The sequence below is a fragment of the Bacillus sp. SRB_8 genome (assembly GCF_003264205.1).
Lineage (GTDB): Bacteria > Bacillota > Bacilli > Bacillales > Bacillaceae_G > Bacillus_A > Bacillus_A mycoides.
Genome location: NZ_NADT01000026.1, coordinates 282,924 through 298,027, shown reverse-complemented (window position 1 = coordinate 298,027; position 15,104 = coordinate 282,924). Strand labels below are relative to the sequence as shown.

Annotated in this window: 10 protein-coding genes and 1 pseudogene; 3 read left to right on the top strand and 8 right to left on the bottom strand. The window is 38.1% G+C overall.

Annotation, left to right across the window (positions count from 1 at the left end; all coding sequences use genetic code 11):
• Positions 1-63 precede the first annotated feature (63 nt).
• From B5P40_RS23270 to B5P40_RS23255, 4 genes are all read right to left on the bottom strand, one after another.
• Positions 64-855 (bottom strand): enoyl-CoA hydratase, encoded by a 792-nt coding sequence (locus tag B5P40_RS23270; RefSeq protein WP_002032823.1) that lies wholly within the window; start codon positions 853-855, stop codon positions 64-66.
• A 65-nt stretch (positions 856-920) separates the two neighbouring features.
• On the bottom strand, positions 921-2,525 hold the full coding sequence (locus B5P40_RS23265) for an ATP-dependent acyl-CoA ligase (protein WP_002142268.1): 1,605 nt from the start codon (positions 2,523-2,525) through the stop codon (positions 921-923).
• Between the two features lie 256 nt (positions 2,526-2,781).
• Positions 2,782-4,521 (bottom strand): sigma-54-dependent Fis family transcriptional regulator, encoded by a 1,740-nt coding sequence (locus B5P40_RS23260; RefSeq protein ID WP_002168152.1) that lies wholly within the window; start codon positions 4,519-4,521, stop codon positions 2,782-2,784.
• A 363-nt stretch (positions 4,522-4,884) separates the two neighbouring features.
• Complete coding sequence (locus B5P40_RS23255; RefSeq protein ID WP_002189992.1) at positions 4,885-5,931, bottom strand: DUF2332 domain-containing protein; 1,047 nt, start codon at positions 5,929-5,931, stop codon at positions 4,885-4,887.
• Positions 5,932-6,351: 420 nt separating this feature from the next.
• On the opposite strand from B5P40_RS23255, the gene B5P40_RS23250 reads away from it, so the two are divergent.
• A complete protein-coding gene (locus B5P40_RS23250) occupies positions 6,352-7,854 on the top strand; it encodes a malate:quinone oxidoreductase (protein WP_002142270.1) in 1,503 nt (500 codons plus the stop codon).
• A 63-nt stretch (positions 7,855-7,917) separates the two neighbouring features.
• Here B5P40_RS23250 and lsrB read toward each other — a convergent pair.
• The 4 genes and pseudogenes from lsrB to B5P40_RS23230 form a co-directional block, all read right to left on the bottom strand.
• Positions 7,918-8,961: pseudogene (gene lsrB, locus B5P40_RS23245) on the bottom strand (autoinducer 2 ABC transporter substrate-binding protein LsrB).
• Positions 8,958-9,956, bottom strand: coding sequence for an ABC transporter permease (locus B5P40_RS23240; protein WP_002189993.1), 999 nt, complete (start codon positions 9,954-9,956; stop codon positions 8,958-8,960). The pseudogene lsrB and the gene B5P40_RS23240 overlap by 4 nt, the downstream one beginning before the upstream one ends.
• A complete protein-coding gene (locus B5P40_RS23235; RefSeq protein WP_002142273.1) occupies positions 9,953-10,921 on the bottom strand; it encodes an ABC transporter permease subunit in 969 nt (322 codons plus the stop codon). The genes B5P40_RS23240 and B5P40_RS23235 overlap by 4 nt, the downstream gene beginning before the upstream one ends.
• The gene (locus B5P40_RS23230; RefSeq protein WP_113709977.1) at positions 10,918-12,411 is read right to left on the bottom strand and encodes a sugar ABC transporter ATP-binding protein; all 1,494 of its coding nucleotides are present in this window, start codon (positions 12,409-12,411) and stop codon (positions 10,918-10,920) included. The genes B5P40_RS23235 and B5P40_RS23230 overlap by 4 nt, the downstream gene beginning before the upstream one ends.
• A gap of 197 nt (positions 12,412-12,608) precedes the next feature.
• Between B5P40_RS23230 and B5P40_RS23225 the strand changes: the two genes are divergently transcribed.
• Together B5P40_RS23225 and lsrK are read left to right on the top strand one after the other, a co-directional pair.
• Positions 12,609-13,541, top strand: a complete 933-nt coding sequence (locus B5P40_RS23225) for a sugar-binding transcriptional regulator (protein WP_002165567.1) — start codon at positions 12,609-12,611, stop codon at positions 13,539-13,541.
• On the top strand, positions 13,541-15,103 hold the full coding sequence (gene lsrK / locus B5P40_RS23220; RefSeq protein ID WP_113709976.1) for an autoinducer-2 kinase: 1,563 nt from the start codon (positions 13,541-13,543) through the stop codon (positions 15,101-15,103). The genes B5P40_RS23225 and lsrK overlap by 1 nt, the downstream gene beginning before the upstream one ends.
• Position 15,104 lies beyond the last annotated feature (1 nt).

Sequence of the window (15,104 nt, the reverse complement as noted above, 5' to 3'; positions counted from 1 at the left end):
GCCTTTTATATTTATATATATTATTGCAACACCTGCCAGAGGCAGGCATTACTTTTTGTTATTTTATTTATGATGAAAAAGCGGTACCCTCTTTTCTATAAAAGCCTCCACTCCCTCTCTTACATCACTCGTTTGAAATACATGGCCGAAATTCTCAGCTTCTATTTTTAGCCCGTCCTCAAGAGAAGAAGATAATCCCTTATTGATAGATTGCTTCATCAAAGATAAAGCAGGAAGGGAAAATTGAGCCATCTTCGCGGCTAGTTCCTTCGCCTTATTCAGCGCTTCGCCACGCGGAACAACATGATTCACCAAACCAACTCGCCAAGCTACCTCGGCAGTGAACGGTTCACCAGTGAACATCATTTCTTTCGCACTTGCAGTTCCTATTAATCGAGGCAAACGTTGCGTGCCTCCCGCACCTGGAAACAATCCTAACTTCACCTCTGGAAGTCCGATTTGGGCATGTTCTTCTATAATCCGTAAATCACATGATAAGGCTAATTCACACCCGCCCCCAAGCGCTAATCCGTTAATAGCAGCGATTACAGGCTTCGACAATCTTTCTATTTTATTTAATGGATTCTGAAGCCACAATGATTTTCCCTCTGCATATTCATTCCCTTTCCCAATCCATTCCGGAAATGACTTGATGTCTCCTCCTGCAACGAAGGCCTTTTCTCCAGCGCCAGTTAGAAGTACAGCAATTACTTCATCATCCCGTTCGATTTCATCGACCACCACCGTCAGTTGCTCAACCACAGCACAGCTCAGTACATTCACAGGAGGATTATCAATGATAATCGTCGCGATTCCTTTTTCTTTCGCCCATGTAACAACCCGCTTATTTTCCAATGAAATCCCTTCTTTCCAATATGTAATGAGATAAAAAGCAAACTGTTTTACTACCCTTCAACACATCAACTCGTTCTTTTAATTACATAGCCGACCTGTTCGCGATCCCAAGCAGTACTGATTCCTTCCTCCTTCAGCTTGAACTTCTGAATCCGTTCCGTCGCGGTTTTTGGGAAAGTTTCACTGAACTGAACATATCGCGGCACCATGAAGTAAGCCATACGTTCTTGACACCAATCTATAATCTCTTCATGGGACATCGTTTCTCCTTTCTTTACAATCACATATAATTTGACATCCTCTTCTCCCACTTCCGATGGAACACCGATGGCCGCTGATTCAAGTACTTTCGGGTGATTATTCACGACTTTTTCGATTTCCCAAGAGGAGATGTTTTCTCCACGCCTCCGGATACACTGTTTGATTCGATCGCAAAAATATAAGTAACCTTCCTCATCTAGATAACCGCGATCTCCTGTATGGAACCATCCCTCATTCATCGCCTCCTCTGTTTTATCCCGCATTTTATAGTAGCCTTCCATGAATGCTTGTCCCTGTAAGGAACGTATAAAAATCTCTCCAATTTCACCAGTCCGCGCTTCATTTCCATCCTCATTGACAATCTTCGTCTCTACGTAAGAATAAGGCTTTCCAATAGAAGGCGGCTTATTGGCATTCAATGGATTCGTTACACAAAAACCCGTCGTTTCCGTTAATCCGTAACCTTCTACAATCTGGACGCCAAACCTCTCCTCAAACGGCTTCCAAAATTCCTTAGGCGTAGCAGCACAAGCCGTCACCCTTACAAAATTTTCATTATCGTTTTCCTTTTCTGGTTGCTTGCAGAGAATAGGAATCATAGATCCTAAAGAATTAAAAATGGTTGCGCCATGACCGCGAATTTCATCCCAAAATCCAGAAGCACTAAACCGCTTGCCAAGAGCAATTGTCGCATTGGAAGAAATAGCACCGAGTACTGTATGGGCCTGGGCGTTAATATGGAATAACGGCAGCGCTGTAAATAAAATATCTTTCGAACTTGCGCCAACCATATAGGTGGCAAATGACTGCGCAGAATTTACATAGGCAGAATGACTTAACATGACCCCTTTAGGTAATCCAGTCGTTCCAGAGGTATAAAGAATACTGTTAATAGAAGAGGAGGAAACAAATTCAGTTGGAAGGTGATGATTATTTGTATTCAGTACATCTTTCAATTCGATTACCAGCGGTTCTTTACCATCGTTCAAAATAATTGCGCTTTCATCATTTCCGTAAACGACAATTTGAATGTCCCTTTGTATAAATGGCAAACAAGAAGCAATTTGAGGAACAAATTCCTTATCAACGATAATCAGCTTGCAATCAGAGTGAGATAAAATATACTGCAAACCTTCCCCTTTTAAATGCACATTCAGAGGCACCGCAATTGCTCCCATAAAAGATAAAGCAAACCATACATCCAGATATTCAGGAGCGTTATGAAGCATAATACAAACCTTATCCCCTTTTTGAATACCGAGCTCACAAAATCCCGCTGCAGCTTTTGTAATTCGATGATAGAGCTCCTCATACGTAACTCTTTGTTCTTCAAATTGTAAATAGACCTTACTTGGTGTTTTTTCAATACTTTGCATAATAAAATGTGGCAAACTGTGATTTTCCAGCATTGAATTCCATCCCTTCTTGCTATAATCTTTTTTATTTATATAGCAAGAAACATGCCAAAAATCGACTCATTCTCTATTCCCTTATTCCTTCAGGGACATACCCCAAGTCTCCCTTACATGTCCACCTTCACATGTCGCATTTGCGCTACAAATGATTACGATCATGTCGCATCTATAAGAAAGTGTCGCAAAAAAGAGACAGTATGTATTACTGCAAACCAAACAAAAAAAGGGCCTGTTTGCCCTTTGCTTCCTTTCACGAAATTCCATATTTTTCTATTTTACGATATAAGCTAGCCCGATGAATCCCTAAAAGCTTGGCTGCCTCTTTTATATTTCCAGCTGTCTTTTCCAAAGCCCTTGTAATCGCCCGTTTTTCAGCCGATTCCACTTCCTCCTGCAGTGAATAACTCATCTCATTCTTCTCTTGATCCACCGCAAATATTTCATGATATAACTCTTCTTCCAAATCTTTTTTCCGCAAATATACAGGAAGATGATGCACTTGAATAATCATTCCTTCTATAACATTCATCGCTCGTTCTAACACATTCTCTAGCTCCCTAATATTGCCTGGCCAATCATGCTCCATGAATATATTCCTTACTCTCTCATCCAATGAAAGAACGCTACTACCCAGCTCCCCATTCAATTTCCGAATTAAAAATTCCATTATATGTATCATATCTTCCTTTCTCTCTCGTAACGGAGGAATATCGATCGCAAACACATTCAACCTATAATATAAATCCTCCCTAAATTCCCCTCTTTGCACCATTTCACGAAGATTTCGATGTGTCGCCGCAATGAAACGGACATCAATCTTTTGAATTTTCGTACCACCAATTCTTTCAATCTCTTTCTCTTGCAACACACGCAGCAACTTCACCTGCATGTCCAAAGACATATCACCGATCTCATCTAAAAACAACGTTCCCTTATGGGCCAACTCAATCTTCCCAGGCTTACCACCTTTTTTCGCTCCTGTAAAAGCCCCCTCTTCGTATCCAAATAATTCAGCCTCCAAAAGATCCCTCGGAATCGCAGCACAATTCAAACGAATAAATGAACCCCTAGCACGCGGACTTGCACGATGTACCGCATGCGCAAAGAGCTCCTTCCCTGTACCGCTCTCTCCTCTTATCAAAACGGTAGACCGACTTTTAGAAACCTTCAAGGCCATCGTTTTAACTTCTTTCATTTTCGCACTCTCTCCTATAATACTTTGAAAGGACAACCTACCTTCTTGCAACCGCTGTAATTCAGTTTGATAGTAAGATAACTTTGATTCCATTGCACTAATCTGATCCCCCAAAGCTTTAAACTGCTGTATATCATGAAACATAATTTTACCAATCGCACCAATAACCTCACCGTCCTTAACAATAGGTATGCGAGTTGCGATAATATTCCGATTACTTATACGCTGGATATGCCCAATTTCCACCTGTCCCGTCTTCACGATAATATGCATCCTCGTATTCTCAACAACCTCCGTACAATGCTTACCTATCGCTTCCTTTGGATCATCAATCCCTAAAAATTGTGCATAAGAACCACTTAAAAAATTGACAATCCCTTGTTCATTTACCCCTAGAATACACTCCGACAGTAAATTCAAGGCATTTTCATACCGACTGATGATACTTTCCAAGGACTGTATACTTTTTTCCTTGTTTTCCAAAATGGCAATTGATCCATCTTCTTTCCCGCTCTGATATACACGGGATTCATTTATAATCAATACTTGGTTGCCCACCTTACACTCGTACTTGTACAAACTATCATTTTGATTCACTACTAGCTTTTTACGATCAGGAATAATCGTTGATATATGCTTACCTATTATTTCATTTTCTTTTTTATGTAACATGCTGCAGAATGGTTGGTTGCTGAATGTGATGATTCCATCATGACTTATGACAGCAATTCCGTTATTCATTACCTGAAGAGCCTGGCTTGTTAACTGCAAATTCATTCTTTCATCCATATGCATTTGGAAGCCCCCCCTATCAAATTGTGCTCTTTCTCGCATGTATTATATATTCATTTTAAACATTTACTTTCCTTCGGCTCTTCCGTTTGAAGTAATAATTTCTTGAACCAGTAATATAGCTGATTAACCGGTAGGTTCTTTTTTGACACCTGTCAGGTTTTAATAATCCAATTTCTTTAAATCCTTGGATGTAAGAAGATGAATCTCATGGGCTATTTACAACTTGTAGGTGAGGAATATTTGACGCTTACCTTAGATACCTAATGAGTTTTATGAAAAGTAAAAAACAGTTGATGGAGTGTCTTCCATCAGCTATTTTAATTACGAATTTTGGTGATGAAACCCATAATTATTAGATTTACTTTAGCATAGCTTCTTATCCCCCAATCCCCAACTAAACCATCTCCCATGCCCTTCCGTTTCCCCAACAGTTTCACAATATTCGTTTCCGTTAATATAATAATCAATATGAAGGTCCCGGTCCCACATATTGTTATATAGGTGGAATACATCACGTTTTGCACCGATTTCTTTAATTTGTTTTTCTAGCGCATGTTTTACTTGCTTAGGTATTTGATTTGCGACGTGTGTATGGAAAATGCAGATAACAGCATCTTCACTTATTTGTTCAATAATAGATGGCAACAGCTCTACACCGTCTCCTTCTATTAATCGGACGGATTCATTTTTAACTAAAGATGCTGCTTGATCGAACAGTTCAAGTCTTTCTTTATGTTCTGGCCAAATTAGTGCACGTAGCCATAAATAATCTTCCTCATTATGTAAATCATTCACATGTAAATCAAGCCCGATTCTTTCTACGACAGGTGGACTTTGTTTTAGAAAACGGGGCACATTCTCCCCTCTTATTTCAGAGGTTAAATGTACATTCGAATTTATATTTCCATATGTTTCATCTGTTCCGTACGAATAGCTATATTGGTCCCAGAACAGTTGTAATCCAGAACTTGTACCAATTTCAATTACCACTAACGGTTTATTCACTTTGTTAAATATGTAGCAGAAACTTGGGTATAAGTATGCACATCGTCTTACTTCATTCGTTTGAACGAGTTTCGTTTGTAATAAAGTAATGATTTCTTCTCGGTACTCATTACAGAAATCTTTAAATTGTTCAAAAGCTTTATCTAAATTTGTTTTAGCATTTTCAACTAAGCTACTATAATACGTTTTTAAATGATGGTCTTTCCCTTTTAGCAATAAATAATGTACTGCACCTAATAATAAGTTTGGGATTGGTTGTCCTACTTGAGCGTAGGAAGATAGTGTAAGCACTTCCTCATCTTCAGAAATCTTCATTGATAAGTATTCGTATAAATCACTTGATCCTTTACATTCCTTGATTGAAAAATTTCGAAATAAGTTTGCGACTTGTTCTTTTGTAAGCATTGGTATCCCTCCTTGATTATTTTCAGAATAATCTTATCATTTATTTGTTATTTACTCTATTTTTTCAAATTAGATGTTACAAAAATAGAATTTTACTAGTTTTCAAAGATGAAACATAAAAATAGAAGCTTTTTTGAGATAACATCAAAATGGAATTCTTCTCCAAATTCCGCTTTACTACTATGCTTTTTACCCTTATGACAGAAGAATTCTATGAAATAAAACGTTAAATAGTTTAAAATTATCAGATAACACTAGATATTTTAGTCTATTAATTATTATAATAGACTATGAGATGGTTATATAATTGAGACAAAAAAGGTAAGTACCTAGGTGGGGCCTAGGCGGTGTTTTCTTTTTACGGCTTAGATATAAAAACACCTACTCTTTTTTGCCAATATAGGGGATGGAGAGATTATCATGAGCAACATGCAGCAAAAAACAGACGTTATCTTAATTGGCGCAGGAATTATGAGCGCAACGTTAGGATCATTACTTAAAGAATTGGCACCTGAATGGGAAATTAAAGTATTTGAAAAACTCGCTAATGCCGGAGAAGAAAGTTCTAACGAATGGAATAATGCTGGTACAGGACATTCTGCGCTATGTGAGCTTAACTATACATCCGAAAAATCTGACGGGTCTATAGATATTGGTAAAGCTGTAAAAGTAAATGAGCAATTTCAACTTTCAAGACAATTTTGGGCTTATCTTGTAAAAAGAAACTTAATTCGTAATCCACAAGATTTTATTATGCCACTACCTCATATGAGTTTGGTGCAAGGGGAAAAAAATGTAGAGTTTCTAAAAAAACGTTTTGAAGCGCTTTCAAAAAACGCTCTATTCCAAGGAATGGAATTTTCTGATGCACCTGACACATTAAAAAAATGGCTTCCACTCATTATGGAAGGTCGTAATTCTAATGAAGCTATGGCTGCAACGAAAATTGACTCTGGAACAGATGTTAACTTCGGTGCGTTAACGCGCATGTTATTTGATTACTTAAAAACTAAAAATGTTGAGCTAAACTACAAACATAGTGTTGAAAATATTAAACGCACGAAGAATGGTTTGTGGGAAGTAAAAGTACATGATATGAATAGTGGCAAAATCGAACATCATACTGCAAAATTCGTCTTTATCGGCGGCGGTGGCGGTAGTCTACCTCTACTTCAAAAGACTGGTATTCCTGAGTCAAAACATATTGGAGGATTCCCAGTAAGTGGACTATTTATGGTATGTAAAAACCAAAAAATTGTAGAGCAGCATCATGCAAAAGTATACGGAAAAGCTAAAGTTGGTGCTCCACCAATGTCTGTACCTCACCTTGATACGAGATATATAGACAATAAAAAAGCTTTACTGTTTGGACCATTTGCAGGCTTCTCACCTAAATTCTTAAAAACTGGCTCAAACCTTGATTTAATTGGTTCTGTAAAACCGAATAACGTCTTAACGATGTTAGCCGCCGGTGTAAAAGAAATGGGATTAACAAAATACTTAATCCAACAAGTTATGTTATCACACGAAAAGCGTATGGAAGAATTACGTGAGTTTATTCCGAACGCTAAAAGTGAAGATTGGGATACTGTCGTTGCTGGACAACGTGTGCAGGTAATTAAAGATACTGATGCAGGTGGTAAAGGAACACTTCAATTTGGTACAGAAGTTGTTAGTGCAAATGACGGATCAATCGCTGCGTTACTTGGCGCTTCTCCAGGTGCTTCTACTGCTGTTCACGTTATGCTTGAAGTATTAGAAAAATGCTTCCCAGAACGTATACTAGAATGGGAGCCAAAGATAAAAGAAATGGTCCCTTCTTACGGCGTGTCACTTACGGAAAATCCAAGACTGTTCCAAGAGCTTCACGCTTCAACAGGACGCACACTTGGGTTAAATGAAAAAGAAGCTGTTCACAATTAATGAATAGATTAAAAAAACGACATAATAAAAACGTCCGATATATTCGGACGTTTTTATTTTCTACTAGAAAGTATACTTATCAATATTATCCTTCGTAAATACAACTCGTTCAGGTAATACGATAATACCATTTCCTTCTGCCTCATAGTCATACCCTTGAATAGAGTTCGGCTCTACTTTCACTTTTCCGATTCCTTTTACTTCAAAGCTATCCCCGACTTTTAACTTCTTCCCTTTTACAACAATTTCATTTGCAACATACGTTGCGAGGGCACCTTGTTGTTTTACATCCCATAATCCAAATTGTTGTACTGTTCCTCGTTTTACATAATCACGCATAACATTCGGTGTCGAAAATCCCGTTACGACTACTTTCTTATCCATTTTCAAATTCTCAGCTGCTTGCGCCATTGCTGGTAGTGCTGTTGCATCTGGACATATTACTGCGTTAATATCTGGATACGTTTTTAAAATACTCTCCCCTACCGATAAAGATTTTTGCGCATTATTTTCACCGTATTGCGTCGTTACAATTTCCCAATTCGGATATTTTTCTTTAATAATCTCTTTCGCCTTCGTTACCCATTGATTTTGATCTGTTACAGTCGGGCTTGAATAAAAGAATGCGACCTTCCCTTTATCTCCAATTTGCTTAGATGTCATTTCTATTAATAACTTTGCTAGTTGGTCTGGTGTACCTTGGCTAATATAAAACGAACGGTCTTTCGGATTCACATCAGAATCTCACGTTAATACGGTCATCCCCTTTTTCTTTGCACGTTGTAATGATTGCGAGAGACCATCAACTGACGTAGATGAAACCATAATTGCATCGTAGTTTTGATTAATAAAATTGTTTATATATTTTACTTGCCCTGATACGCTCGCTTCAGAAGGTCCATCATATTTCACTTGTACACCTAACTTATCTCCCATCTCTTTTGCACCTTCACCGCCTGATGTAAAGAAGCCAACTCCCGTTAATTTCGGAATGAATGCAAATTTCACATCATCTGCTTTTTTCTTGTCCGCTGTTTGGCTAGAACAAGCAATTAAACCGATTAAACAAATACACATAATAATAACAATCCCCAGTTTTCTCTTCATGACATTTCCCCCTTATGCAAATTCCTTCTTTTCCCCGTAGTGAATCGTTGTAATTTAAAATGTCTCATAATAACAGAAACAATAAGGATAATACCTATTACTACATTAGATTGTTCATTCGTTAAGCCCGTCATTTGTAAACCGTACTGCATGAGTCCTATAAAAATACTCGCTAGTACTGTCCCAATAATACTCCCTTTTCCGCCTGTAATAAGTGTGCCGCCTAATACAACTGCCGTAATTACTGGCAAAATCGTTTCACTTCCAATATCTGCACGAGCTGAACCGAAATAAGCTGTTAAGAAAGCTCCTCCTAATCCACCTCCTAACCCAGAAAGTACGTAAGCAATAATTACTACTTTCTTCGTTCGAATGCCGGAATATCTCGCCGTACTTTCATTTGCGCCAGTTAATTTTGCGTAGCGACCATATGTTGTACGGTGAAACAATATCGTAAATACTATCGTTAAAATGACAAGGAGCCATAATAGATTAGGTATACCGATAAAACTACCATTTGCCATTTGCACATACGAATCTGGTAAACCACTTATTCCTTCATAGCCCGCTGCACCCGAACCACCTGAAATAACAAGGGCGATTCCTGCATATAAAAACATCGTTCCAAGTGTAACGACAAGAGGTTCTACATCTGTCATTTTTATAATAAGTCCATTTAATCCGCCCGCTATGCAACTTATTACGAGCGCAATGATAACGGCCAACAGTATAGGCATGCCATTCATCCAAAGTGCTCCGATAAGAATCGAAGTAAGCCCCATAATAGATCCTACTGATACATCAATTCCGCCAGTTACAATGACAAATGTCATCGGAATAGCCGCGATTGAAATAATGAGGAAATCGTTCATACTAAAAAGGAGGTTACTAATGTTTAAGAAATCACTATTTATGAAACTAAAGAGAATGAGTTCTACGAGAAGCAATATGAGAAGAACCCCTTCCCATCTATACAAACTACGTATTCCCCTCATAGATTCACCCTTCTTTCTTCTAGTTGCCGGAGTTTCTTCCATTTTTTCAAGACACTATCTAATATGATGATGAGTAAAAGTAAAAATCCTGAAATAGCACTATTCCAAAATGCAGGTATTTTTAAAAAGACGAGTGAACTGCTTATCACTTCTAAAAAAAATGCACCTAATGCCGCTCCAAATATAGAACCTGTTCCTCCTTTTAAATGTATACCACCTAAAACAGCAGCGGCGATAACTTGCAATTCTATCCCTGTACCTGTTTGATTTGGAACGAATCCAATATTCATTACGAATATACATCCAGCGAGCCCAGCGCTTATGCCTGATATGATAAACGCGTATATTTTCACTTTATCTACATGTATTCCAATAAGCCTTGCACCATCTTCATTATCACCGACAGCATAAAAATATCTTCCAATTTGTACTTTCATTAAAAAGAAATATAGTAGTAGTAATATGATAAGAACGGTCCATACCGTTACCGGAATGCCTAACATCATAATAGAAGAAATTTGTTTATACTCATTCGGAATATCTTCAATCCACTTTCCGCCCGTGAATAGTAACATTGCACCTCTAATAATACCGAGCATTCCTAATGTCATAATGATAGCTGGCACTCGAAATTTCGTAACGCCAATTCCATTTACCATACCAATAAGAGCACCAAGTATAATTGCCACAAATATTGAAATAAAGGCACTGTATCCATCTGTTAACAACATCCCGCAAACCGCAGCGCTTAATCCCATAATAGATCCTACTGATACATCTATATTTTTCGTAAACAATACGAAAGATTGACCAATTGCCAAAATAACTAAAATAACGCTTGATTTCATAATTAAAGATAAAGAGCTAAACTGAACAAAACTAGGATTCATTACTCCAACGAAGGCTATGTAAAGAAGTAATAAAATAATAATAGACGTCTCATGCATTTTAAATAAACGGTTCACTCCGTTACACCTCCCTTTCCTCCGTACGCAAGGCGTGTAACTTCATCAATACAAATTTCCTTCTTCTCCAAATGAGAGACGAATCCTCCGTTTCTCATCACATAAACACGATTCGCTAATTGAGCGATTTCTTCCATATCTGAAGAAATTAATATGAGCGCAAGTCCCTTTCTCTTCAAACTTTGTATCGTTTCGTATACTTCTAATCTTGCTTTCGCATCAATACCACGGGTCGGTTCATCAAGAATAATCACTTTCGGATTACATGCAAGATATTTCGCTAGCACGACCTTCTGTTGGTTCCCACCTGATAAAGACGTCAGCTCTTCATTCATATGAGGGACAACAATTCTAAACTGTTTTATATACAATTCAGATAAAGCGCTTTCTTTTTTGCTATTTAAAAAGAAGCTACTCATACTGTTTAAAGATGCAGATGTTATATTTTCCTTAACAGACGCAATTGAAAAAATACCATTCCCTGCTCGATCCTCCGGTACATACACCATACCTTCCTTTATTCGCTTATGTACCGAATACTTTGTAATGGATTTCCCATCTAATAAAACAGAACCTGATTTCAAAGGCTTTAATCCACATAACGATTCAGCTAGTTCAGTCCTACCTGATCCAACGATCCCAGCAATCCCAACAACTTCTCCAGCGTGTACAGTAAATGATACATTTTGAAACGCATAGCTTGACGCATTCGTGACATCTAATAGTTTTTCCGCATGCTCTGTTTCCTCTTGTATGATCTCTTTTTTCTCCTCAAATTTATATCCTTTCGGTAATAACCCCTCCATTAGCATGTCATATGTATACCTTGATACATCACCTTGACTTACAATCATTCCGTCACGTAAAATTGCTACTTTATTCGCAATTTCAAAGATTTCTGGAAAACGATGCGTAATATAAATCATGCCAATTCCTTTTTCTCTTAAACTTTTCATCAACACAAAAAGACTCTTAATTTCGTGAGTTGTTAATGTCGATGTTGGCTCATCTAAAATAAGAATCTCAGCTTCTCTTATTAATCCCCTCAATATTTCTACTAATTGTTGCTGTGCGATGGATAACGATACCCCTAGCTCACGAAGTTGAATGTTCCACCCTAAGTCTTCTAGCAACTTTTTAATTTTATTTCGAAGCTCTTTCTTTTTCGCTTTCATTCCGATACAAATGTTCTCTTCAATTGTCATATGAGGAAAGATGAGCGGCTCTTGTGGTATTAAGTAAATACCATGTTGATGCGCCTCTGCTGTGTTTGAAAACTTTTGTATTTCCCCCTTCACATACATTTTGCCAGCATCGTATGAATACAAGCCCGTTAGTATTTTCATTAACGTTGATTTCCCGGCACCATTTCCTCCAACTAAAGCGTATATATCTCCACGCTCTAATTGTAAATTGACTTCTTTTAATACGAGTTGATCTGCAAATGATTTACTCATCTTTGTAACTTGTAATAAGGGCACGCTCTCCACATGTTGTCACCTGCCTTTATGCAGAACATTTTTTGAGAAAATGATTTTTTGTTCTACTTGTTTTGTAGCATTGTATATTTCTTTTTTCATATCTAGAACACTTTTTTCACTGGGCTATTTATCGCCTCAACTGGAATAAACAAAATAACGAGCACATATGTTTAAGCAGTGGTCAATTGTTGAAAGGGATGAAGAGCATGTCACAGCTGAACTTTGAAGACAATTTGTTAACAAAAGTAGCTTGGTACTATTATAAAGATCAATTAACCCAGCAAGAAATTGCTTCACTTCTTCACATTTCAAGAAATAAAGTCGTTCGGTTGTTAGATAAAGCACGGACGGAAGGTGTCGTCACATTTCACGTAAAAGGTACTGGTTTGCACTGTTTAAGCATCGAACGTGATCTTATGAAAAAATTCCATCTAAAAGATGCTTTCGTTATTCCAACGCCAACTGAGGATTATGCATTTTCACTCGGAAAAGCTGCCGCACAATATTTAGAAACTCAGTTGCAACAAGGTGATTTACTTGGGATTGGCTGGGGAGAGACGATAAGTAAAATGCTAGAAAACATTCATTTTGATAGCTCTATGAGTCTTTCAATCGTTACTCTTACAGGAGGCGTAAATCACTATATTCCAAGAAATCAAAGCTATTTAAACTACATGCAAGGCGATCTTCATATTATTCCTACCCCTTTTCTAACATCTACAAACGAAATGACACAAATTATTCTATCTGAACCGAGCGTGAAAGATATGCTTCACGTCGCTTCACTCGCTCATACAGCAGTAGTTGGCATTGGCAGCTTATCTCAAGACGCCACAATTGTGAAAGAAGAAAAATTAACACTACGTGAAATGACTTATATACGTAGTCAACACGGGGCTGGAGATATTTTAGGGCAATTTTATAATACTGACGGAAAACAATTAGAACTTCCCCATCATAACCGTCTTATCGGCACACCACTCTCTGTTCTTCAAAATATGAAACATGTCGTTGGTGTAGCTGGCGGTACGGAAAAGATAGCTGCAATTTACGGCGCCTTAAAAGGAAAGTTCATTCATACATTAATTACCGATGAAGAAACTGCCCTCTCCTTATTAAGAAAGGAAGGTGACTCTTAATGTCTACTCTATTAGCTTACGACGCTGGTACAGGGAGCATTCGAGCAGTTCTTTTTGATTTAAACGGTAATCAACTTGCTGTTAGTCAAAAAGAATGGATTCATAAATCAGATAGTCGTTATCCCGGTTCTATGAATTTTGATGTAAAAGAAAACTGGAAACTCGTTCAAGAGTGTACGAAGGATGTTCTGCAAAAAAATAATACGTCCCCCTCATCTATTAAAGGTATTAGTGCAACGAGTATGCGTGAAGGCTTTGTTTTATACGATAAAAACGGGCAGGAAATATGGGCTTGTGCAAATGTTGATGGCCGCGCGTCAGCGGAAGTTAGTGAACTAAAACAAATTCGTTCCGAAATTGAAAAGGATTTATATAAAAAATCCGGTCAAACTTTTTCATTAGGTGCTTTACCTCGCTTACTTTGGATTAAAAAACATGAACCCGACGTGTACAGGAGCATTCATTCTTTCACGATGTTAAACGATTGGATTTTATATAAATTGTGCGGCGTACTACAAATTGATTCTTCAAATGGATGTACGTCCGGTATATTCGATTTACAAAATAGAGCTTGGGATAACTGGGTTGCTGAGCAATGCGGTCTTACTCTAGCCTTTTCTCCAAAAGTAAATGAAGCTGGTACAGTTATCGGGAATATCATAAAACGAAGTGCTGAGTTAACAGGATTACATGAAGGAACACCGGTCGTTGCTGGCGGCGGAGATGCACAAATGGCATCGCTTGGAACTGGAGTTGTAAAACCTGAACAAACATTTATATGCGGGGGCAGTTTTTGGCAACAAGAAGTAAATATAACAAAACCAGAAACTGATCCAAATGCGGCACTTCGCGTAAATTGCCATGTCGTTCCTAACCTATGGCAATACGAAACAATCGCTTTCTTCCCTGGCCTTGTTATGAGGTGGTTTCGAGATGCCTTTTGCCATGAAGAAAAACGGCTCGCTGAAAAACTCGGTGTAGATGCTTATGAATTACTAGAAGAACAAGCGAAAGAAGTTCCTGTAGGCTCACATGGCATAATCCCCACTTTTTCAAATGTAATGAATTATATTTCTTGGCGACATGCTGCACCATCCTTTTTAAATTTGAGCTTAGATGCTGATAAATGTGGGAAGAAAGAGATGTTTCGTGCAATTGAAGAGAATGCGGCCTTCGTTACACTTGGCAACTTGAAATTAATTGAAGCTCTCACTGGTAAATTCCCTTCTGAAGTAATCTTTGCTGGCGGTGCTGCTAAAGGAAAACTATGGCCACAAATTCTTTCAGACGTACTCGGAATTCCTGTGAAAGTACCAGTTGTAAAAGAAGCAGCAGCTTTAGGAACTGCAATTGCTGCTGGGGTTGGTGCTGGCATATATTCATCTATGGCAGAGACTGCCGAACAGTTTGTACAGTGGGAAAAAACATTTGAGCCAGTCACTGAAAATCATGAACTATATAAGGAATTCTATGAAACATGGAAAACTGTGTATAACAGTCAGCTCGCTTTAGCCGATAAAGGGCTCACCTCACATATGTGGATTGCACCCGGTGCTCTGTAAC